23 protein-coding genes are annotated in these 23,673 nt (G+C 38.8%); all 23 read left to right on the top strand.

All coding sequences use genetic code 11. The annotated features are described in order from the left end of the window. Positions 1-7: 7 nt before the first annotated feature. The 23 genes from GVV20_RS07770 to GVV20_RS07660 all read left to right on the top strand — a co-directional run bounded on the left by GVV20_RS07770 (position 8) and on the right by GVV20_RS07660 (position 23,546). Entirely contained in the window at positions 8-1,126 is a 1,119-nt protein-coding gene (locus tag GVV20_RS07770; RefSeq protein ID WP_159740816.1) for a VanZ family protein, read from the top strand. A 138-nt stretch (positions 1,127-1,264) separates the two neighbouring features. Further along, positions 1,265-1,696 carry a division/cell wall cluster transcriptional repressor MraZ gene (gene mraZ / locus GVV20_RS07765; protein WP_159637956.1) on the top strand — a complete coding sequence of 144 codons (432 nt, stop codon included), beginning with the start codon at positions 1,265-1,267 and terminating at the stop codon, positions 1,694-1,696. Beyond that, a complete protein-coding gene (gene rsmH, locus GVV20_RS07760; RefSeq protein WP_159740815.1) occupies positions 1,693-2,604 on the top strand; it encodes a 16S rRNA (cytosine(1402)-N(4))-methyltransferase RsmH in 912 nt (303 codons plus the stop codon). Before mraZ ends, rsmH begins: the two co-directional genes overlap by 4 nt. A 2-nt stretch (positions 2,605-2,606) precedes the next feature. Next, positions 2,607-2,906 (top strand): cell division protein FtsL, encoded by a 300-nt coding sequence (locus GVV20_RS07755; RefSeq protein ID WP_159648212.1) that lies wholly within the window; start codon positions 2,607-2,609, stop codon positions 2,904-2,906. 2 nt (positions 2,907-2,908) lie between these two features. Next, positions 2,909-5,068 carry a penicillin-binding protein gene (locus GVV20_RS07750; protein WP_236261797.1) on the top strand — a complete coding sequence of 720 codons (2,160 nt, stop codon included), beginning with the start codon at positions 2,909-2,911 and terminating at the stop codon, positions 5,066-5,068. A gap of 37 nt (positions 5,069-5,105) precedes the next feature. Further along, on the top strand, positions 5,106-6,068 hold the full coding sequence (gene mraY, locus GVV20_RS07745) for a phospho-N-acetylmuramoyl-pentapeptide-transferase (protein ID WP_159740814.1): 963 nt from the start codon (positions 5,106-5,108) through the stop codon (positions 6,066-6,068). Next, complete coding sequence (gene murD, locus GVV20_RS07740) at positions 6,065-7,348, top strand: UDP-N-acetylmuramoyl-L-alanine--D-glutamate ligase (RefSeq protein WP_159740813.1); 1,284 nt, start codon at positions 6,065-6,067, stop codon at positions 7,346-7,348. The genes mraY and murD overlap by 4 nt, the downstream gene beginning before the upstream one ends. A gap of 56 nt (positions 7,349-7,404) precedes the next feature. Beyond that, a complete protein-coding gene (locus GVV20_RS07735) occupies positions 7,405-7,686 on the top strand; it encodes a post-transcriptional regulator (protein ID WP_159637946.1) in 282 nt (93 codons plus the stop codon). Continuing rightward, the gene (locus GVV20_RS07730) at positions 7,686-9,383 is read left to right on the top strand and encodes a hypothetical protein (RefSeq protein ID WP_159740812.1); all 1,698 of its coding nucleotides are present in this window, start codon (positions 7,686-7,688) and stop codon (positions 9,381-9,383) included. Before GVV20_RS07735 ends, GVV20_RS07730 begins: the two co-directional genes overlap by 1 nt. Beyond that, positions 9,364-10,908, top strand: a complete 1,545-nt coding sequence (locus tag GVV20_RS07725) for a single-stranded-DNA-specific exonuclease RecJ (protein WP_236261796.1) — start codon at positions 9,364-9,366, stop codon at positions 10,906-10,908. Before GVV20_RS07730 ends, GVV20_RS07725 begins: the two co-directional genes overlap by 20 nt. 33 nt (positions 10,909-10,941) lie before the next feature. Beyond that, complete coding sequence (locus tag GVV20_RS07720; protein WP_159740811.1) at positions 10,942-12,558, top strand: Ig-like domain-containing protein; 1,617 nt, start codon at positions 10,942-10,944, stop codon at positions 12,556-12,558. Between the two features lie 30 nt (positions 12,559-12,588). Continuing rightward, positions 12,589-13,101, top strand: coding sequence for an adenine phosphoribosyltransferase (locus GVV20_RS07715; protein ID WP_159637940.1), 513 nt, complete (start codon positions 12,589-12,591; stop codon positions 13,099-13,101). A gap of 47 nt (positions 13,102-13,148) precedes the next feature. Continuing rightward, a complete protein-coding gene (locus tag GVV20_RS07710; protein WP_159740810.1) occupies positions 13,149-15,344 on the top strand; it encodes a RelA/SpoT family protein in 2,196 nt (731 codons plus the stop codon). A gap of 258 nt (positions 15,345-15,602) precedes the next feature. Continuing rightward, on the top strand, positions 15,603-16,895 hold the full coding sequence (gene hisS / locus GVV20_RS07705; protein ID WP_159740809.1) for a histidine--tRNA ligase: 1,293 nt from the start codon (positions 15,603-15,605) through the stop codon (positions 16,893-16,895). 1 nt (position 16,896) lies between these two features. Continuing rightward, positions 16,897-18,636, top strand: coding sequence for an aspartate--tRNA ligase (gene aspS / locus GVV20_RS07700; RefSeq protein WP_159740808.1), 1,740 nt, complete (start codon positions 16,897-16,899; stop codon positions 18,634-18,636). A 115-nt stretch (positions 18,637-18,751) separates the two neighbouring features. Next, positions 18,752-19,972 carry an MFS transporter gene (locus GVV20_RS07695; protein WP_159740807.1) on the top strand — a complete coding sequence of 407 codons (1,221 nt, stop codon included), beginning with the start codon at positions 18,752-18,754 and terminating at the stop codon, positions 19,970-19,972. Position 19,973: 1 nt separating this feature from the next. Beyond that, a complete protein-coding gene (locus GVV20_RS07690; RefSeq protein WP_159740806.1) occupies positions 19,974-20,978 on the top strand; it encodes a helix-turn-helix domain-containing protein in 1,005 nt (334 codons plus the stop codon). 12 nt (positions 20,979-20,990) lie between these two features. Continuing rightward, a complete protein-coding gene (locus GVV20_RS07685; RefSeq protein ID WP_159812818.1) occupies positions 20,991-21,476 on the top strand; it encodes a hypothetical protein in 486 nt (161 codons plus the stop codon). A 74-nt stretch (positions 21,477-21,550) separates the two neighbouring features. Further along, on the top strand, positions 21,551-21,730 hold the full coding sequence (locus GVV20_RS07680; protein ID WP_159641491.1) for a hypothetical protein: 180 nt from the start codon (positions 21,551-21,553) through the stop codon (positions 21,728-21,730). Between the two features lie 237 nt (positions 21,731-21,967). After that, positions 21,968-22,501 (top strand): translation initiation factor IF-3, encoded by a 534-nt coding sequence (infC, locus tag GVV20_RS07675; protein ID WP_201287539.1) that lies wholly within the window; start codon positions 21,968-21,970, stop codon positions 22,499-22,501. A 23-nt stretch (positions 22,502-22,524) separates the two neighbouring features. Beyond that, the gene (gene rpmI, locus GVV20_RS07670; protein ID WP_159637922.1) at positions 22,525-22,722 is read left to right on the top strand and encodes a 50S ribosomal protein L35; all 198 of its coding nucleotides are present in this window, start codon (positions 22,525-22,527) and stop codon (positions 22,720-22,722) included. Between the two features lie 14 nt (positions 22,723-22,736). Beyond that, a complete protein-coding gene (rplT, locus tag GVV20_RS07665; RefSeq protein ID WP_159637919.1) occupies positions 22,737-23,096 on the top strand; it encodes a 50S ribosomal protein L20 in 360 nt (119 codons plus the stop codon). 9 nt (positions 23,097-23,105) lie between these two features. Beyond that, positions 23,106-23,546 (top strand): MarR family winged helix-turn-helix transcriptional regulator, encoded by a 441-nt coding sequence (locus GVV20_RS07660; RefSeq protein WP_159637917.1) that lies wholly within the window; start codon positions 23,106-23,108, stop codon positions 23,544-23,546. Positions 23,547-23,673 lie beyond the last annotated feature (127 nt).

The raw sequence follows: 23,673 nt of genomic DNA, 5'->3' as shown, positions 1-23,673 counted from the left end.
GAACGCTATGCAATCATTTATTTATCCGGTTAAAACCGCTCTGTTTATTTTTCCGGTTCTGGCATTTCTATTTACAATGCCGTACACAATTTACCAATACCGTAAATATGGTGTCATTCCATTATTTCGCACATTTATCATTTTCTCATTTCTCTACTATATGATGAATGCTTATTTTATGGTAATTCTTCCGTTACCAGCACGAGAATCTGTTCACAGCTCATATCGAGAGATGATGCAACTCGTACCGTTTCAGTTTATTGCTGATATCCGCAATGAAGCAGGCTTGGTATTATCCAATCCATCAACATACATCAGTGCACTCAAACAACCTGTTGTGACGCAAGTGCTCTTCAATGTTATTCTTACGATACCATTCGGTGTATATTTACGTTATTTCTTTAAGCGCTCATTGCTCCAAACTTTTATGATGTCCTTTGCACTTGCATTATTTTTTGAGTTAAGTCAACTTTCTGGATTATTCTTTATTTATCCAGGTCCGTATCGTCTTTTCGATGTTGATGATTTGATGCTCAACACACTCGGAGGGCTTATTGGTTATGCAATTGCCCCACTGTTTATGAGTGTGCTGCCAAATCAGGATAAAATGCTCGAACGACATCAAGATTATACGAACCACGTTACTATCTGGAAACGATTCACGGGATTTGTAGTCGATCTCATCGTGATTAACATTTTAGTGATGGTGGTCGCGGTTGGTCTTCGTGTCATGGATAGACCCATCAATGATACAGTTCTAAACGGGATTGTCTTTGTGCTTTACTTTGTGTTCGTCCCGTATCTTACAAAAGGATATACTGTTGGAAGCAAAGTGTTGAAGACTCGCTTCAATTCTCATGAACTGTCCTTCAAAGTATTCCGCTATCTATGGCGAGCATTGTTAGTTTTCTTTGTACTATATAGCCCAGGGATTGTTGTGAATGCGTTGAGTGAATCATTACTGTTTTTCGAAGAGCCGATGATTATTATGGGTGGGGGTGCAATCATTGCGGGTGTCATTCTATTTGGAATGATTTACTGGATTCAGCTATTAATCCGTCGTCCCTATGTTCTTTTCTTCGAAAAGATGAGTGGGGTTACCTTAGACTCAAATTATCACAAGTAACTGCCAAACTTCTTAAATTTTTCTACAAGAGTTGTGAAAACAGCTCTTTTTTTTATGTTTCCGTACACTATCGTGAACGTTTATGATAATATAGTGGTAGAAAGTGGTGAAAAGTGGTAGAAAGTGGGGTGTTACGTCATGTTCATGGGCGAGTACCAACATACAATCGATAGCAAGGGACGTATCATCGTACCTGCTAAGTTCCGTGATGAACTCGGTGAAACAATGATTGTTACCCGATGGCTTGACGGCTGTTTGGCTATCTACACACAAGATCAATGGCTTAAAGTTTATGAGAACTTGAAACGCCTTCCTTCAACAAAACGTGAGGCGCGTATGTATACGCACATGATTATGTCGAAGGCCGCTGAATGTGATATCGATGGACAAGGGCGTATCCGTATTCCCAGTCATCTTGTTAAAGAAGCAACACTAGAGAAAAATTGTGTGCTTGTCGGTGTGAGTGATCACGTCGAAATATGGGATAAAGACAAGTGGGATAACTACTATGCACTTGCTAGTGAGAATTTTGAAGAGATCGCGGAATCTCTAACGGAGTTTTTTGAATGAAACATATACCAGTAATGCTTAAAGAAACAATCGATCTCTTAAATGTAAAACCTGATGGCATCTATATTGATGCAACCTTGGGAGCAGGCGGTCATAGCTTCGAAATTGTGAAGCAATTGACTACTGGACGTTTAATTGGGTTTGATAAAGATTATGATGCGTTAGAGCGTACAAAAAAGCGCCTTGAAGCATATTCCGATAAAGTAACATTTGTGCAAGGGAGTTATACACAACTTGCAGAAACATTAAAAACGTTAAAAGTTGAAGCAGTTGATGGTGTCCTCTTTGATTTAGGGGTATCATCACCACAGTTTGATGATCCAGAGCGCGGCTTTAGTTATCGCTATGATGCGCGGCTTGATATGCGAATGGATCAAACGCAAGCTCTGAGCGCCTATGAAGTTGTCAATGAGTACAGTGACACTGAACTCATCCGGATTTTCAAAGAGAATGCTGAAGAACGGTATGCGGCTCGTATAGTGAAAAACATTATGAGTAACAGGCCGGTAACCACGACATTTGAATTAGTTGAATGTATCCGTGCAGCGTATCCAGCTAAAGATCTAAAAAAAGGACATCCTGCAAAGAAAGTATTTCAAGCATTAAGAATTGAAGTGAACAACGAATTCGAAGAAGCACAAAGTGCTATCGAACAAGCAATAAACGCAGTTAACGTTGGGGGACGTGTTGTGGTTATTACTTTCCATTCATTGGAAGATCGTATTGTTAAGAATATCTTTAACAAATACGGAAAACCAACTAAAGTCAACCCACGTATACCAGTTATTGAAGAAGAAGTATTGGATTACAAATTGGTATCGAAAGCTATAAAAGCATCGACTTCTGAACTAGAGACAAACAATCGTGCACACAGTGCGATCTTAAGAGGAATCGAAAGGGTAAAATAGACATGGCAAAACATATAATCGTTAAGAAAACAAGAAAAGTACGTTGGAGTGGATTGATTGGATCAATCTTCGCACTTTCGCTATGCTTCACATTTGTAACACAAATCTTTGTGAAGACAACAAACCAACACCTTGCAACCAACATTCAAAAAATTGAAGCTGAAATTATGAATGTTCAAACTGCCAATGAATCCGTAACTGTTAGCATCCAACAATTACGAGACGCAACACGCATCGTTGGTATCGCAAATGAAGCAGGACTTCAAGCGAGCAAGAATACAGTAACGATTAAGGGTGAATAGTTTTGAAACGTTCTGTTAATTTTAAAGTATTGATGATCACATTAGGCATGGCGCTCACCTTTACAGTAGTGGGTGCCAATGTTTTTATTGTGTCTGTGTTTGGGTACCATCTCAACTCAGGGACTAATATTGGTAATGAGATTAAAGGAATACACAAAGTCGATCAAAAATTATTGGCCGAACGTGGTCGAATTTTAGATCGAAATGGTGTTGTGCTTGCGCAGGATGTTATTGCGTATACTTTATCAGCAAATATTGACACGGAACGTGTTGCTGCTGATGGGACGATAGCACACATTGATGATAAAGAAGCTGCTGCGGAAATTATTGGTAGCATTATTGGACAAAATCCAACCACTACACTACAACATCTGAACACAGATGCGAAACAAGTAGAGTTTGGGTATGAAGGAAAGTATATAACAGCATCGATGAAGGCACAGCTTGAAGAGAGCGGTCTTAAAGGATTAGGATTTACACAAGTACGTACCCGTGAGTATCCTAATACGGCTGGAACATCGAAACTTATCGGAAATACGTATTATGACGATGAAGATGACAAGCTAAAAGGTGCTATGGGAATTGAACAACTCTATGATAATGAGTTGAGTGGAACCAATGGTTATGAGAAATACCAGCAAGATCGAGATGGTTATAAACTCTACAGTACCGTTGACGATCGTAAAGAACCGAAGAACGGTCAAGATGTACAATTAACCTTAGATGCTAATATTCAACGCCAGTTGGATGATTCACTACGTGGTATTACAGAAGATCCGGGTGTTAAAGCAACTGCGGCATGGGGTCTGGTTATGGAAGCAAAAACGGGACGGATCCTGGCTTGGGGTGAATATCCTGGATTTGACCCGAATAAAGAAGGTAATGTTTACGAAGATCGTGTTGGAACGTGGACCTATGAGCCAGGATCAACGATGAAGACCTTCACAGTTGCGAGTGCCATTGAAGAAGGTGTATGGGATGATGCTGCTGTCTATGACACAGGTCCATTTCATGTCGGTGAAGATGCAAATGGGAATCCAATTCGTTTATCGTCGCCTGAAAATGCTACAAATACAATTACGAATGCTAACGAAAGTGATAGTGGGATGTACCGATATGATTATGGTTATGCTGTATCATCAAACGTTATGATAGCGGAAATGTTATCAAATCAACTTAACTACGATGTTTATCAAAACTATTTAACCAAACTTCGTTTCTTTCAGCCTATTGAAATTGACCGGGTCAAAACTTCTGAAGGATATTACAATCCAGATGATATGTCACCAGCGTCCAAATTGTCGCGAGGCTATGGACATGCTCTTACAGTGAACTCAGCGCAAATTGCGCAAGCTTATACGACGGTGATGACAGACGGAAGTTTAATTAAACCGTATATCATAGATTCATTTACCGATCCAGTCACAAAAGAAAAGGTGCAAATTGGAAAAACGCAAAATTTAGGACGTGTTTATTCGCCAGAAACGGCGGCACACATGCGTGATTTGATGCGCCAAGTTGTTACAACGGGATCGGCACGTCGTTTTGATAGCCCAGATGTTGAAGTTATTGCGAAAACCGGAACGGCTCAATATGTTGAAAATGGAGTCTACTCGAAAGAAGATTATATCTTCTCAAGTGTTCAGGGATTCCCTTACAACGATCCTGAGGTGATTGTTTATACATCTTATGCTGCGAAATATGGTCACGATGTTGACTATTCTGCAGTTCATGTTAATAAAATTGTGAAAGCGGCCGTTAATGCGATGAATGTGAGTCAAGCAAACGGAAATTCCGTAATTGAAGCTGTTAAACCAACAGCATTAGAAAACTATACGAATACCAATGCAGTGACCGCAGAGGAAAGTGTTAAATCACACGGACTCACACCGATTCGTGCTGGAAATGGATCACATGTTATTAAACAATTCCCGTTGCCAGAAACGAATATGATTGCGAATGAACGGGTTATCTTATATACCGGGGGAAGTGAAATTGTCATGCCAGATATGACGGGATGGTCTCATAAAGAGGTTACTTCATTCATGTCGATGACTGGTTATGTCATATCAATTGAAGGTTCTGGATATGTCGCATCACAAAGTGTCGCAGCGGGTACTGTACTGAGCGCCGACACAACAATCAGTGTCAAATTGTCATAAATTTGGTATAATAGTACAGATTTAAGGAGAATTGTATATGGAAATCGCATTGTTAGGCCTTGTTGCCTCAGCAATACTTACGATCTTAGCGTATCCTCGTTTCATTGCTTTTTTAGAAACACGAGGGTCAAAGCAAACTGTGAGTGAGTATGCACTAGACGCATTTAAGAATAAGAAAAAAACACCAACATTTGGGGGCGCATTGTTTGTTATTGTACCAATTGTTGTAGCATTAATCCTAAATGGATTCAATGTTAATCGTGATTTATGGTTGTTGGTCCTTGTCTTTGGAAGCTACGCTTTTATTGGTTTTGTGGATGATTACAAAATCGTGACTGAAGGAAAAAATGATGGTATTTCACCTCGTGCAAAAATGCTTTCACAGCTTGTTTTATCGGTTGTGTTCTACGTGATATATATTCAAACAGGAGGCGATAATTTACTCGCAATTCCGTTTGTTAAACAACCGATAGATCTAGGAATTGGTTACTTGTTCTTGATTATGTTTATGTTTGCTGGCGCATCCAATGCTGTAAACTTAACAGATGGTATGGATGGCTTAGCAGGTGGAACAACCTTGATTGCACTGATTCCGTTTGCGTATCTTGCAATTAAATTAGGTCGTAATAGTGTACTTCTTTTTATACTATCCTTAATTGGTGCCTTAATTGGCTTCTTAGTATTTAACCGTAAACCTGCAAAAATATTTATGGGTGACGTTGGGTCGTTGGCATTGGGAGCAGCGCTTGCAGCGATTTCAGTGCTATTGGGTGCCGAGCTTATCTTTGCAGTTGTTGGTGGTGTTTTCGTTTTTGAAACAGTATGTGTTATTATTCAACGTACTTCGTGGAAAATTCGTAAAAAACGTGTTTTCCGTTATACACCAATTCACTATAGTTTTACATTAAATGGTTGGGAAGAAACAGATGTTGTAAATCTATTTTATGCAATCGGACTTGTGTGTATGGTGATTGGATCAGTCTTGATTGCACTCACATGAATGCATTAGTTATCGGTGGTGCACGTTCGGGTTTAGCTGTGGCTAAACTTTTGAACGCTAAGGGGTATGATGTTACGCTTACCACAAACCAAGATTTCCCACAGCGTGACGCAATAGAGCGCCTAGGTATTCATGTGTCACTCAATGACCGTGATTTAAATTTAGTAAAGCCGTATGATGTAGTTGTTAAGAATCCTGGAATTTCCAATAATCATCCCTTAGTCTGCAAATTCGAATCGGTCGTTAACGAGATTGAAGTAGCAACATGGTTTGCACCTCATTACACGTACTACGCCGTATCGGGAACGAATGGTAAAACAACGACTGTATCGCTGTTACATGAAATGCTCGTGTCGAAAAATGCCAATGCGTTGCTTGCTGGGAATGTGGGTTATGCATTAAGTGAAGCAGTCTTTAAAGATGGGGATGCGGCGCGTGATGTTGCTTTAGAAATTTCAGCTTTTCAAATGGAAGGAACGCCTTCGTTTGCACCGGATGTTTACGGGATATTAAACTTAAGTCCTGACCACTTGGATCGGTATGACGGCAATGCTGAGGCATATTATGCTGAAAAGGTACGTATTTTGCCAAATGTTAAATGTTTTGTGAAGAACATGGATGACGCAAATATCGTACGCTTAACGCAAAACTATCAAGGCGAAACAATAACCCTTTCGCTTAAAAATCAAAATACAGATATTTATCGTGATGGAACGCATATTATGTATCGGGATGTTAGACTATTTGATCAAACGTCGTTAAAAATTGTTGGCGAGCATAACATTTATAACGCCGCAATCGCAGCGTATATGGCCTATCGGGCTCATGTCCCAGTTGAGACAATCCAAAATGTGATTGCATCGTTTACTGGCGTAGAACATCGTATAGAGTATGTAGCAACAGTGAATGGTGTTCGCTATTATAATGACTCTAAAGCAACTAATCCTGAATCCACAGAAGTTGCGCTAAAAGCATTTGACAAAAATATCATCTTACTTGCTGGTGGATTTGACAAACGAATATCATTTGAAGGACTTCGTCCTTACGCAAATCGTATTAAAGCTATTTATGTTTTTGGCGAAAGTGCTGAACAAATTAAATCAGTTTTCCCTAATGCAGTTGTGGTCAAAACAATGCTTGATGGAACCAAAAATGCCATAAACATAGCTGTTAGTGGCGATGTAGTCCTATTATCTCCAGCTTGTGCAAGTTATGATCAATTTGATAACTACGAGCAGCGGGGAACAATCTTTAAAGAATACATAAAAACTCTTGAATAAGAGTTTTTTATTTGTGCATTTTCGTGTATGATGATAGGTATGAATGGGGTGAAGCAATGAACGAGAATTCTCAACAATTTAGATTGTTACTAACATTAAAATTGCGACAACTCCATAACGGAGGGCTTGAGGGAATTTCCTATGACGATTTGTATCGTATGTTTACGACGCATATTTGGAAAAACCAAAAACCGACACGCCTTAGTGATTTGGCAGATCAAGTTCTTAATATAAAAGATGAAGACATTATACGTTGGCTCGCTGTAGAATCAAAAATCCAAGGCTACAAATCAACACTCGATGATTTCAAAGCGTTGTTGGATACTGAGGAGCTCTAATGAAAACAAGAAAAGATTATCGGCTCGCGTTTATTGGACTCATCCTAACGCTTGGGATGGTTTTTTTTACTTTGGCTATTTCCAGTTCAATTCATACGGGAATAGGTTTTGGACGCGATATATCAACAATCGTGAAGACCAGTGATGTACCGTCTCTGAACGCATTTTTGGACGGTCAAACAACACAAAATCGTGAATGGGAACGTAAACAGATATCGGATGATACGTTTATTATTACAATTTCTGGCGTTGAAAGTGCGGAAGATTTCCGTAAAGCAATGATATCTAGTGTTGACGATGTAGAGGTATTGCGTCTGGATACCTTTGGCTCGACAACGAAACTTCGAAACAATCAAAGTTTCGTCAGTTTGTATATCATCGCAATCGTTGCATTAACGTATATATTCCTAATTGTAAAATTCCGCTTTGTCGGAATTTTAAGTGCGACACAGATTAGTGTTGCAATTCTTGCAGGTCTTCTATTTATGGATATCATGGGTTATCCGTTTACCAAATCACTTTGGTATACGATAGTCCTTGTTTACCTAATTGCGATGATTCAAACCCATGTCTTTAATCGAACACACAATGGTAAGTCCATAGAATCTGTAAATCAATCCAAATTGAGTATGAGACGCGCAGAGATTATGGCATCCAGCTTTGCAGTGATTGCTTTACTTATGTATACATTTTATGGTTATGGTTTTACCATTAATGCATCCTATGTTTTAGTCTTTACGTTTACATATTTTTTGGTTGATATCATGATTTCACAGTGGGCTTTCAACCGAATTAAAAGTCATCTTGAACCAGAAGATCTAATTTTTACTGAACAAGATTTCTTCGGTAAACCGAGCCAGCCCCGTCGGGCATTCTATAACATTTTGATTCTGGTAACAGGAATTGTCATTGTTATGGGTCTTTTCTCCATCAACAACACACCACGGTTCCACAAGAGCAAGGATTTCGCAAAACAGAATGTTTTAATTGTTCCGCACGGTAGTTCACGTACTTACTTAGAAATAGAAGCTATTTTAAATTCAATTGGAATGTTTGAGAATCAAATTGATTATCAAGTGAGTGAGCAAGGCTACATCTGGATCTATTTCGATGAAAATGTAGATACGATTGATTTACAAATTGCGCGCGAATCGATTGCGAAGAAAACAGGATTTGAGAGTTCATACTACTCAACTGATCCCATTCCATTTCCGTTGGTGCGACCAGAATTCTACCTTACCTACGTTTTAATGTCGGTGGTTGCGATGTTAATGCTACGACTTGTTTACGTTAAAACACCCACGGTAATGGCAGGGATGGTCAGTCTTTTATCGTTCGTCTTCTATGTCCTGTTCTCAATGATTTTCAGTGTTCGTTGGAATCGCGAAATGATTTTTGTTACATGGGCAATACCGTTTATCGTATCCAACATCTATTCCAGCGAATTGATGCTCGACAACAATTTGGATTTTGACAATTTTGTGAATAAATTTGTAACGACAGCATTTATGCTCGGAAGTATACTTGCATCGATTATATCGGTGATACTGATCGTTATTCCATTAACGACAGGTATAGAAATTAGTAAAAATTTCTTCTTTGTGGTCGTATCAATTTTAGTTTCAATTGTTACATATTATGGCCTCTGTCTTCTAAAAAGAAAGGTATTTAAATCTTATGATGACTTCACATCTTAAACATTATGAACCTTTAGTTCAAAAACTCTTTGAAGCACTCGAACTGAGTGATGCACAAGAGTTAGCACTGATTCACCCTGAAACAAAAAAAGTAGAAAATCCAGCAATAGCGCATATTGCGGATTTTTTAAAGTCTGCCGATAAATTGATAATCTGTGGAGATTATGATTGTGACGGAATCGCATCCACGAGTTTGACAGTACTTTTGGCCCGCAAACTTGGTTTAGATCCTGGTTACTATATTCCAGACCGATTTAAGGAAGGCTATGGTGTTAATGTCAATACGATTGATGCTGCCCATAAAAAAGGATATACGGATGTCTTAATAATTGATAATGGGGTTAAAGCCCACGTTGAAATTGAACGGGCACTGTCCTATGGTATGCGGGTTGCTGTTGTAGATCACCATATCATTGAAGAACCTCTTCCTATCGAAGCGTTCTTGCATCCAGATGTTTGTGAACCCTATGCTGCATCGATGTGTGCAACGGGTTTAATTTATTGTGTTGCAGAGACAATGGGACTTGCTGATGATTACATGCTTTCCCTTGCGGCACTCGCAACGGTTGCGGATGTGATGCCACTATGGGGCAAAAATCGTGAAATCGTGCGTCGTGGTACAAAAGCACTGAATGAAAGCCAGTTCAAACAATTTGATAAAATTGTTAAACGAAACCAATATACACATTATTCTGCCAAATTATTAGCATTTCAGCTTGTACCGAAAATCAACAGTGTCGGTCGAATGGCTGATGTTGCGAATGTGAATACAGTGGTTCAATATTTTACAACTGCTGATGATGCAGTCATTAATTCATATTCAAAACAACTGCTCAAATTGAATGATTTTCGAAAAGAGAAAGGGAAACAACTTCAAGCTGTCGCGATGGAAAAAGTGACCGATGATGCTATTCAGATTATTACGGATGCTTCATTTCATGAAGGCCTTCTGGGTATTGTCGCTAATCAAGTTGCATCAGTAACACAGAAGCCGACGTTAGTTTTAACGGAATATGAAACAACGCTTAAAGGGAGTGGGCGTTCCATGACTCACTCATTGCAGGATATCTTCTCCAGTATTAATCGTGACTATTTCGAAGCGATGGGGGGACACGACTTTGCATTTGGGATGACAATAAAAAAAGAATTCTACTCTCAATTTGTCACTGATGTAAGAGCTGTCGTTGATACATTGCCGCCATTTGTACAAACGGATACAGCTGTCGTTTCGGTAGATCCTGTAGATGTTACGCATAAAGCAATGCGTCAGCTAACTGATTTTGAACCGTATGGCGAGGCGTTTAAGCTACCAAAAGTTAAGATTCCATTACCACCTGTATATGGACTTGTTAATCTCAATGGTTATGGATTTAAATTTACATTCAGTGATTATCCGATTCAAGAAGCAGTGTTTTTCACGAAACAATTTACACGTAACCAACTTGTTGGAAGAACCTATATGATTGGTGAATTAGACTTAAGCAACACACGCAAATTATCAATATTAATCGAAGATATAATTTAAGTGTGTTATGATAAATAAAAAGGAGGAACGCCTATGAAACGTCTAAGATTACGCAATACATTGGGGATATTTTTAATTGTGTCACTGATAGTTCCCACTGTCGTTCCACATACATTCAAAGTTCATGCTGAGGTATCAGACGACACAGCAGCGACAGATTCCAAAGAAAATCTCACAGATCCAATCATCGTAAACGAAACGCAATTAACATTGGAACAGTTTCAAGCGACAACAATTACCTACTCAATTGTTGATAATAAAGAAGCTCAAGTCACGTTTTCGACGGCAGATGCCAATATCGCAACAATCGATAATAAAGGGTTTGTCAGTGCAAAAAATCCTGGAACGACAACAGTTTCGATTTATGCAGTTATCGAAGGTGAACGATATCAAAAAGACATTGTAGTTACTGTTAAACCCGTTGGTGGTTCAGTAACCTTCGCCCACAATGAAATCTCCTTGAACCGAGGCTCCAGTTATGCACTAGAGTATACGCTTTCCGATCCAAACTTAAACCAAAGTGCAATTGTATGGAGTAGTACTAATTCTGCTGTTGCTACGGTAGAGAACGGAACTGTAACGGGTCATAGTATTGGAGCGACAACCATATCTGCTTCAATCGGAGATCAAGTTGCGTCGATAAAAGTAAATGTTGTTGTACCGCTAGAAAGTATTACATTTAATCCCGAATCCCTTTCAATCATTGAAGGAAATAGCAAAGACTTACCAGGCCTCATTTATGTTCCTTATGATACGAGTACAAAACGTCACGTCGAATATAGCGTTAAAGATCCAAGCATTGTCAAGATTGACGAATCAATGATTGTTGGTCTAAATGTTGGAAAAACTACGATTACCGCCACAGTTAACGGAATTTCTACAGTGTTAGCGATAGAAGTAACGCCCAAACAAACTGAATCAGGTGCTGAAATGATTACACTTTCTGAACTTGGGGTGACAAATGATGCAATAACCGTCGGACTTCAGAAGAACCAAATAAATGATAAAATGAAACAATCACTGACTATTTCCGAAGATATCATTGCGAAAGCAATCGCAGGAAAACAAAAAATTGTCGTCCAACTTCCAAGTCAGTACTTTGAGAAGAATATGTCACGTATTGATGCAATTAAGGTTCCAGAAGGGTCGCTTGCGACGCTTGCAGATATACCACTCATTGTTGAACTACAAGCCAGCGAACAAAAGCGAACAGTTGCGGAATATACGTTTTCTAAACCGCTAACCAAAGATTACAATATGCGCTTCGCGATTGATCCACTATCGAATACATCACCTTTGAGAGAACATGTTCATGGCAAAGCATTTGATATTCGTTTTCCTAAAAATCTGGATGTAAATGGTGTTAAAGTTACATTTCCAGCTAAAATCTTTGAGTCCAGTGATAGTCAAATTCATTTTGTATATACAGTCAGTGGGTCAGAGTTAGGAAATAACCCACAAACTGTCACGACAGCTGATAAAAAAGTAACGATAGCTCCGCTTGATTCCCGTCTTGTGTTGTCATTCAACAAAGCATCAAAAACGTCAGATATGACGGTTATTTGGATTCTTGGAAGTATTGTACTTCTATTAGGTGCTGGCTTCGGTGTATTTTATTTTAATCGTTATCAAAAACAGAAAAAAATATGATATAATGGCTATTGCACTATGGAGGACATTATGGATTTAAAAAACTATATTGCTACAATCGAAGATTTTCCCAAACCAGGTATTAAATTTAGAGATATTACGCCGTTAATGGCTAATGGCGAAGCATTCGCCGAAGCTACACGACGTTTCACAGAATTTGCGAAGAAAGTCGGTGCTGACGTTATTGTTGGACCCGAATCACGCGGATTTATCTTTGGATGCCCTGTTGCCTATAACTTAGAAGTTGGATTTATTCCAGTCCGTAAGCCAGGTAAATTACCACGAGAAACAGTAAGCTATGCTTATGATTTAGAATATGGTTCAAATGAACTTCATATTCATAAAGATGGCATAAAACCAGGACAAAAGGTCCTCATCATTGATGACCTCCTAGCAACTGGTGGAACCATCGAAGCAAGCGTTGCGCTTGTGCGTGAACTAGGCGGTGAAGTCGTCGGGTGTGGGTTCTTAATTGAACTTGAAGAGCTCGAAGGCCGTAAAAAATTAGAAGGCATTGAAGTCTTTGCAATGATGCAATATTAATAACGAAGTGTAAACTTCGTTTTTTTCCAAATTAAGGAGGGGTAACCATGAGTCAATTCAAAGAAGTATCATTCGAAACAATGATGGATGAAGTCGGGAAATATATTACAAACCCGGAAAACATTGATCTTATCGAACGTGCGTACGCATATGCCAAAGAACATCATGACGGTCAATATCGTAAAAGTGGGGAACCTTACCTTGTCCATTTAGTCCATGTTGGCTATATTTTAGCTGACATGGGAATGTCACCGACAACCATTGCGGCGGGTTTGCTCCATGATGTTGTTGAAGATACAGATGTTACTAAAGAAGAACTAACTGAAGCCTTTTCTGAAGAGATTGCGACGCTTGTCGAAAGTGTCACTAAAATTGGAAATATTGAATTTAAAGATGAACGAGAGTACCTAGCTGCAAATCACCGTAAAATCTTTATTGCGATGGCGAAAGATGTTCGCGTTATCTTTATCAAACTGGTAGATCGCCTCCATAATATGCGAACGTTACAATATCAAAAACCAGAAAAACAACAGAAAATTGCTGCGGAAACACTCGATGTTTATGCACCAATTGCTCATAGACTTGGGCTTGGAGAAATCAAAAACGAACTTGAAGATTTGAGTTTTAGCTATCTTCACCGAGATAAGTACTATGAAATCGCTCGTCTTGTTGATTCTCGAAAAGCGGAACGTGATGCATCGGTCACAAGCATGATTGAAGAAATTGCCGAACTCTTGCTTGAAAATAATATTAAGTTTAATGTGTTTGGGCGTTCAAAACATCTCTACAGTATTTATAAAAAAATGAATCAAAAACATAAACGATTTGATGAGATTTTGGATTTGCTCGCAATTCGTATCATTACCGAAACTGAGCTCAACTGCTATGAAATCTTAGGGCATATTCATGCAACGTATCGTCCTATTCCAGGGCGCTTGAAAGACTATATTGCAATGCCGAAGATGAATATGTACCAATCACTTCATACAACCATTGTTGGTGATGAAGGCAATATTTTTGAAGTCCAAATTCGAACAAAGCGAATGGATGAAATTGCTGAACGTGGGGTTGCTGCTCACTGGCGATACAAAGAGGGATCCACAAATACGGAAACTAACCAGCGCGAAATTGAAGACCGTCTCTCATGGTTTAGAGATTTTAATACCATCACTGAAGGGGTCGATCAAAACGCAGAGGACTACATGAATTTGTTACAAAAAGATATTTTTGAAGCAAATGTGTATGTTATGACACCAAAAGGCCGCGTGATTGATTTACCCAATGGTGCCACACCGATTGATTTTGCATATCGTGTACATACAGAAGTAGGACATCAGACAGTTGGAGCAATTGTTAATGGAACACTTGTGCCACTAAATACGCCACTAAAAACGGGTGATGTTGTTCAGTTGAAAACCAATAAGCAATCAACACCAAGTGAAGACTGGCTTAAAGTTGTAAAAACGACACATGCTCGGAACAAAATCCGAAGTTACATCCAAAAGAAACAACAAGATGATAAAACTCAATACATCAGTAAAGGCGAAACTATGTTCAAAGAAGAATGTAAGCGCCGTGGTGTTGATGAGAAAGAGTTGCGTCATTCTAAAAAATTTGAAGCTGCATACAAAGAATTCTCGGTGGCTTCGTACGATGATTTGATGTTTGCCATTGCGACGAAATCATTATCATTACCCGCATTGTTTGAGCGTCTTGATATTAAAATTCAACAAGAGTCTAGTAAGCTTGACCGTGCCGTAAGTCGTAATGCACTACAATCTAGCAAACAATCAAATGGAAAAACTGGTGTTCGTGTTCCGGGAATTGATTCCATGATGATTAGTTTAAGTCAATGTTGTAATCCTGTTTATGGCGATGAAATCATTGGCTATGTTTCCAAAGGAAGCGGCGTAAAGGTGCACCGTACGGATTGCCCCAATATTGTGAACGAGACATCACGCTTGATTGATGTTTATTGGGAAGACGAACATAGCGGCAAAGAATATGAGGCAGTACTAAAAATTCTGTCGACTGATCGAAGTTTCTTATTGACGGACTTAGTTACGATTGTATCGCAACTTAAAGTAAAGCTTAATGCCGTTAATTCCGAAGTTGATCCTGATGCCATCCATGTTAATACAACCATGCGTGTCGTTGTCAAAGACGCTGATCATTTACGTACTTTAATTGTTAACCTGCGCAAAGTTGATAGCGTATTACGTGTTGACCGAATAACATTGTGATTGCCTTTTCAATCATACTATGTTAAAGTGATATCAATATTCGAAGAACATGATTAAGTTGTTGAAAGTAGCAAAGAGAAGTGCTGGTTGGTGAAAAGCACATGTACGTGAAGCAATGGGACACATGGGAGAAATAGCCCTGAAATGAGTAGGGGTTGTCGTATACCTGCGTTAAAGGTTTGAGTAAACAAACAAAGGTGGTACCACGTCGCAGACGTCCTTGGTAGCACCTTTTTATATATTCGAGGAGGAACAGACATGAGTCAAAAATATATCGCACCCCGTGGTACACAAGATGTATACGGTGCTGAAGCCCGAAAATGGCAAAAACTTGAAAAGATTGCACGTGAGATTTGTGATCGTTACCATATCCAAGAAATGCGTACCCCTATGTACGAACATACTGAAGTATTCAAACGTGAAAATGATGCAAGTGATGTCGTCAACAAAGAAATGTACACATTTGTGATCAAGAATCGTGATGGTGAGAGTCCATCACTAACACTTCGTCCTGAAGGAACTGCAGGTGTTGCCCGTGCTTTTGTACAACACAAATTGTATGCAACCGGAGGAAGCTTTCAAAAATATTTCTATATTGCGCCAAACTTCCGTTATGAACGTCCGCAAAAAGGGCGCATGCGCATTCACCACCAATTTGGAGTTGAATTAATTGGACCAATTAGCCCAATGGTTGATGTAGAAGCCATTTCAGTAGGATTATCATTCTTACACGAAGTTGGATTGAAGAAATTCAAACTCCTTGTCAATACAATCGGAGATGCAGAAAGTCAGGAAAATTATAAAGTTGCGCTACGTGAACATTTCAAACCGCATCTTTCGACAATGTGTGGTGATTGCAACCGTCGTTACGAGCAAAACCCACTCCGTATGCTTGATTGTAAAGTTGATCACGATCACGTCGCAGTTCAAACAGCCCCAACAAACTACGCTTATTTAAACGAGACATCACGTGAATACTTTGAATCCCTCAAGACACTACTTGATGCGCAGGGTATCGCGTATGAAATTGATAGTCGATTAGTTCGTGGTTTGGATTACTATCACCACACTGTCTTTGAAGTAGTCTCGACAGATGAAAAAGCAGGTGCCCAATCAACCATCTTTGGCGGTGGACGTTATAACCACCTCATTGACTACTTTGGCGGTCCAGAAACAGGTGCTGTTGGTCTTGGAATTGGACTTGAACGTTTGCTCATTTTAGCAGAAGATTCAGGGATTGAGTTCGATACTGAGGACGGTGTTGATGTCTTTGGTATGCCAATGGGAGCTGCATCCAATAATGCGGTCTTTGCAATGATTCAATCATTGCGTCAAGAAGGCTATGTCTGTGACATGGATGTTGAAAACAAATCATTTAAAGCACAATTTAAATTGGTTGATCGTAATAATGCGAAAATCGCATTATTATGCGGTGATGATGAACTTGAAAAAGGGGAATTCACACTTAAAAATATTGAAACACAGGAACAAATTCGTGTCAGTGCGAACGAAGTTGTAACACATGTAAAAGCATGGTTAGGAGAAAAATAGTATGAATAGAACACATCATAATGGAATATTACGAATGGAACATGTCGGTCAAGAAGTATCACTTGTAGGATGGGTAGCAAAACGCCGAAACTTTGGCTCCATCAACTTTATTGATCTGCGTGACCGCAGTGGAATTGTCCAACTTGTAGTCAATCATGACGAGTACCCAATTGTTGAAGGGATAAAAAATGAATATGTCTTAGCGGTAACGGGAATTGTTCGTGAACGCCAAGATAAGAACCCTAAAATCGCAACAGGTGATGTTGAAATTGAAATCACAAACGTTGAAATTATCAATAAAGCAGCACAAACACCAATGATTATTGCTGATGAAACAGATGCACTTGAAGAAACACGTTTGAAGTACCGTTATTTAGACTTACGTCGTCCAATCATGCAACAACGTCTTGTGACCCGTGCGAAAATCGTGGGTGAAATGCGTCGTACACTAGAAGAACAAGATTTCATTGATATTGAAACACCAATGTTAACTAAATCGACACCTGAAGGTGCTCGTGAATATCTCGTACCATCCCGTGTGCATCCAGGAGAATTTTATGCGCTTGCTCAATCACCACAAATCTTCAAACAACTATTAATGATTGGTGGGTTTGAACGTTATTACCAAGTAGCGCGTTGCTTCCGTGATGAAGACTTACGTGCTGACCGCCAATTGGACTTCACGCAAGTCGATATCGAAGCATCCTTCTTGTCAGAAAATCAATTCCAAGAAATTATCGAAGGAATTGTAGATAATGTTATGGTGAACGTTTTAGGTGAAGCTAAACCAGATATTCCAAAAATTAAGTTTGTAGATGCAATGAATGACTATGGAAGCGATAAACCAGATTTACGTTTTGACATGAAACTAAAAGATTTTGGTGAAGTCTTTGCTACTTCCGAATTTAAAGTATTTAGTGATACTTTAACGACAGGGGGATCATTGAAGGGGTTGGTTCTTAAAGGACAAGCAGATGCCATCACCCGTAAAGTAACGGATAAATATACAGACCTTGTAAAAAAATATGGTCTTAAAGGACTTGTTGTCTTAAAAGTTGAAGCAGACGCATTGAGTGGATCTGCTGCGAAATTTATTAGTGAGCAAGAACGCGAAGCCATGATTGAAGCGTTCAACCTAGAAGTTGGTGACGTAGTTTTCATCGGAAGTGGTGAGTGGGAACTTACTGCTACAGCGATTGGAGCTTTACGCCTTGCTTTAGGTAAAGACTTCGATCTTGTACCATTGAATACATTTGCATATTGCTGGGTTGTTGACTTCCCAATGTTTGCAGAAGAAGATGGCGTATTAGTTGCACGTCACCATCCATTTACAGCGCCTAAAGCTGAAGATGTTGCGTTGCTAGATGAAAAACCTCTAGAAGTAATTGCGCAAGCATATGACCTCGTGTTAAATGGTTTTGAGGTAGCTGGTGGATCAATGCGTATCTTCCAACAAGAACTTCAACAAAAACTTTTCCAAATGATCGGATTTACCGATGAAGAAATTCAACGTCGTTTCGGTTTCTTTGTGGATGCATTCCAATATGGAACACCGCCACACGGAGGAATTGCATTTGGCCTTGACCGATTCGCAATGGCATTAACGCATTCGGATACAATTCGTGACGTTATTGCATTCCCTAAAAATGCATCTGCACGATGCCCACTTACAAATGCACCAAGCCCTGCGATTGAAAAGCAATTGAACGAATTACATCTTGAAATCGTTCGTGAAGACTAATTAGAAAAAGACCCGAATGCGGGTCTTTTTCTTTAACCATTGAATTAGATGGTTATCTAACGAAGCATTGACATACATCTAATCATCGTTTACAATATCGTTAGAGGTGAATCTAATGATAAAATCATACATAGTTCTAAAGAAATATCCAGACTTCATCAAAGTTTGGATTGCCGGCATTATTAATACGTTTGGCGATAGTTTTGACGCACTAGCAATGTCCTGGCTAGTCTACGAGATTACTGGATCAAAATTTTGGTTTGCGCTAAACTTCACTATTAATGCAATTCCGAATCTTATTATTCAACCTTTTTTAGGTGTATATATCGAACGACTGTCGAAACGTTGGGTTATGGTTGTAACAGATGTTGGGCGTGGAATTTTGGTGCTCACACTCATTATGATTACCAACTTAGGGTATACAAATGGGTATCTTATACTTGTGTTTACATTCTTAATGACATGCATGGAGTCGTTGCGACAACCGGCAGCTACATCCTTAATGCCGCATATCGTTGACGTGGAGCATTTTGAATCAGCAACATCACTGCGTCAGATGTCTGCGACATTGTCGGCGCTTATAGGAACATCCCTTGCAGGGATTGTCATTGCGATGTTTGGAAGTATTGCGGCATTGTGGGTTGATGGGATTTCATTCTTTATCAGTGCATTTATCCTCCTACGACTAAAAACAGATGCAAGAAATCGTTCAATCGAAAAACAGTCCTATAGCGAATCACTTAAAGAAGGGTGGGAAACATTCATTCATCACCCTTATCTTGTAAAGCTAACAGTCGTGATTTTCTTAATGCAAGTATTTTTGACAGGGATTAATATTATCATGACCCCAATTACAATTGAAGTTATCTTTGGTGGACCAGAGACGCTCGCGTTCTTAAATATTCTCTTTCTACTAGGAACCCTGTTTGGGTCATTCATTTACCCAACACTTGCTCAAAAATATAATCCATACACGTTATTTATTGTGTCGGGTTTAGTTGGATGTAGTGGTCTTTTATTAATGGGAACCGTAGGGTATGTATCCTTTATGACCGCTATGATGGGAATTAGTGTTACAGTTTTAAGTGTTGGATTCGGTATCCTTAATCCAACGATAAATGTATCACTCATGAAATCAGTTGATAAAGATCAACTGGCACGCGTCAGTGCGTTGTTGAATGCAGCAGTTTATGGTTCAATGCCCTTAGGATCACTCATAACAACACTATTAATGACTCAAATTCCATTGCCCTTGATAGCAATGACCTATGGTATACTGTTGATATCAATACTCTTGCGATATAAAAATGATCGCCTGATGCAAAGGATGGCCTAACATGGAAATATCAATCAAACCACTCGGAACTGTAACCCAAGAATTACTTCGGTATTTGACATTGCGCTATGAACATAAAGTACCACTAAACTTGGATACGCTAGATCAGCGTTTTAGTACCAAACAGGATGTTGCACTCACATTGTCGGAAGCTTTTGTTGAGCGTCACCGTTTTATTGAAGCCTATGGTATAGTAGAAAACAATGACTATGACTTAATGTTTAAACCGCTTAATGTCAATAATCATTATTCACTTGCGGAGCTTTTTGGTTTGGTCAAACACTTTGGTAGTGATAAAATGATTGACATTATCAATGAGGCATTGAACACGACGTTTGAAAGTATGCGTACACTTTCGCAATTCATCATCGAATCTGATTCCATTCAAGTTGAAGATAAATATCGTCTGAATCTATTGATGCATGATCGAGAGATTGTTGAGGTCGTTTATGCACGAACAATGGATCATTATACAGCGCTAATCGCACAGCTTGATCAACAACTTCCTGCAGTAAATGATGCTTTTGAGAAAACCATCGATAAGCAAAAAATGATTGATGTTGTTGCAGGATTTTTTCCGCAAATAAAAAAAATCCCGACTGTTTTACTGACACCAAGTTTTCTGTTTCATGATCGGTTGACGATCAATCACACACCTTTTCAAAATGAAGTCCAAATTGTTGTTTCGGACATTATGCTGGAGTTAGAACAGTTGGAAACAAATCTTGAAGCCACTGAAAAGAGGTTCCAAGATGGATTGAAAGTTTTGGGGGAGACCACAAAATTTGAAATTTTGAAACGTTGCTTAGAAGAAACAAAGTATGGTGCGCAATTAGCTGAAGAACTGAATATCAGTGGTGCAACTGTGAGTCATCACATGCAAGCACTGTTAAACCTGAGTTATGTAACAGTTGAAATCATAAATAAAAGAGCATACTACCAGACAAATATTGAAAAAGTGAGAGAAGACTTAGCACTCTTCGACCAGATTTTTACGAAGAATTAGGGGTGAATCCAGATGCATACACTAGATACATTAATTAAATATGATGTTTTTAAAACCGTGACTGCTGAATCCCTAGATGTTGATTTTTTTGCAATCAGTTTTACAAATGGAATGTGTTCATGTTGTCATGATGTGTTTGATTTGCCTGATGATTCGTGGCGACAAGGAAAACCTCGTAAATCATCTGATAATCCAACGTGGATTCTGTTTAATAATGCAGATAATCTTGTTGGCGAAGTAACAACAGAAATGTACATCAATGATTATACATTCATAAAATACTCTGAAAACCTTCAAAATACATTACAATTACAAAACTTCATAATGCTACTTGAAAATGTACTGAATGAAAACTATAGAATCGATGTTGAAGCCACAGGAATTTCGATAGAGTTTGTAGAACGTGCTGATCGTCTCTATAGGGATAACCTGTATCTTGAAGTGAAACAGTATAATGAACAATTCCGAAAGGGACTGAAGACTGCCTATTTTACATAAATCAAAACCGTTGTATGAATTTAGTTAGACAGAATGAGTTGTAATTTGTTACACTAAACTAGTAAGGAGATATTATGGACAAGAATCTAGAGAAAACAGTTGAGAAAATCGAAAGTGGATTTGAAACGATTTTACGTTTTATCGAGAAATACGGAGATACATTAACAGATGATCAACGAAAAGTATTCCTTGATAAAGTAGTTCAGATTGATGAAATGCTTGAAAAACTTGAAGCAACACAAGATGAACAATAAAAGCTTAATACAGCTTTATTATGCGATAAATTAAATAAGATAAAACCTTGACGAAAGCCAGTGGGGATGCTATACTTTACGAGCAATAAGAAAGTAGAAGCACTCTTCTCACCTGATGACTGACGTCATAGGTAAAGGCTTAGGTTCTAAATTATAACCTTTGAGTGTGTTCTTATAATATGTACACACTTTTTTATTGTTTCAACACCAGAGGAGGTGAGTTTTATCAGTAGAAGAATGGGACAAGACAATCGCAAGCCAGCTCAAGATGATATGGTGAACGATGCAATTCGCTTTAAAGAATTGTTAGTTATCGGACCAAACGGAGAACAACTTGGTATTTTGATGCGCCGCGAAGCTTTGGAAAAAGCATCTGAGCTAAATCTTGACTTAGTTGTTGTTGCACCAAATGGTAATCCGCCAGTAGCGAAAATTCTCGATCACGGGCGTTACCGCTATGAGCAACAAAAGAAGGCCAAAGAAGCGAAACGTAATCAACACGTTACTCAAATTAAACCTTTGCGTCTTTCTCCAGTTATTGACCAACATGACTTTGATACAAAATTAAAGCATGCTCGTAAATGGCTCGCAGAAGGCACAAAAGTTAAACTTGATATGCGATTTAGAGGTCGTATGATGACACGTATCGATGTTGGTCGCAAGACAATGAATCGTTTCATCGAGGAGACAAAAGACTTGGGTAGTGTCGAAAAAATGCCTAAACTCGAAGGTAACACAATGTCAGTAGTTATCTCTCCAAATAAAAACTAAGAATATTGAAGGAGGGCTTCAGAATGCCTAAAATGAAAACAAAGCGTACTTTAGCAAAACGTGTAAAACGTACAGGTACGGGAAAATTAAAACGCCAACAAGCATACGTTTCTCACTTTAAACGTCACAAAACAACAAAACAAAACCGTCAATTACGTGGGGCTGTTCTTGTTTCTAAGAGCGACTACAAACGTATTAAACACTTGTTACAAGGTTTCTAAGGAGGACGAATTAAATGCCAAGATCAACAAATTCAGTGGCGTCACGTGCACGCCGTAAAAAGGTTTTAAAATTAGCTAAAGGGTACTATGGTTCAAAACATACGTTATACCGTACAGCGAATGAACAAGTTATGCGTTCACTACGTTACGCTTACCGTGACCGTAAACAACTTAAACGTGAAATGCGTAAACTTTGGATTACACGTATTAATGCAGCAGCACGTCAAAATGACATGAGCTACAGCACTTTAATGCATGGACTTCGTTTAGCAAACATCGATATTAACCGTAAAATGTTATCAGAAATTGCTATTCACGATCCAAAAGGATTTGCTACATTAGTAACAAAAGCTCAAAAAGCTTTAGAAGCGTAAATCTAGCATATGACAGCTGATGCTCGAAAGGTATTGAATGAATTGCTGGTCGATATTTTTAATCAAATTTTGATTATTGAAGAACGCTACCATCGTGTTCATGGCGTAAAACTATCCATGACTGAAGTTCATACGCTTGAAGGCATACAAAATAGTGATACTAAAATGATGAGTGATGTTGCAGCGCGCCTTAGGATAACCCAAGGAACGCTGACAACAACAATCAATCGTTTAACTCACAAGGGATATGTGTATAGAGAACAAGACGTGAACGATAGACGTATCTATCGTCTCGGATTGACTGAAAAAGGGAAAGAAGTTATGGATATCCATAACCATTTCCACGAAGAAATGGTAGATAGATTACTTTTACATATTGATGATAGTAGTAATCTTATTGATTCTGTTAGTCAGATCAACTCCTTCTTTAAAGACTTGTACGATATCTAAAAAAAAAGGCTCTTTATAATCTAGTGTTGGTGAGATAGTCCGACATATTTAGAGTCAGTACCATCGTCATAGAAATATGATGATGGTTTTTTTATTTCTAAGTGTATCATTGTGTTTGATATTAGTA

Origin of the sequence: Erysipelothrix aquatica (genome assembly GCF_009828775.2) — a bacterium.
Classification (GTDB): Bacteria; Bacillota_I; Bacilli_A; order Erysipelotrichales; family Erysipelotrichaceae; genus Erysipelothrix; species Erysipelothrix aquatica.
Note: the sequence above shows the minus strand (reverse complement) of the source record. Positions and strands in the feature narration are given on the sequence as shown.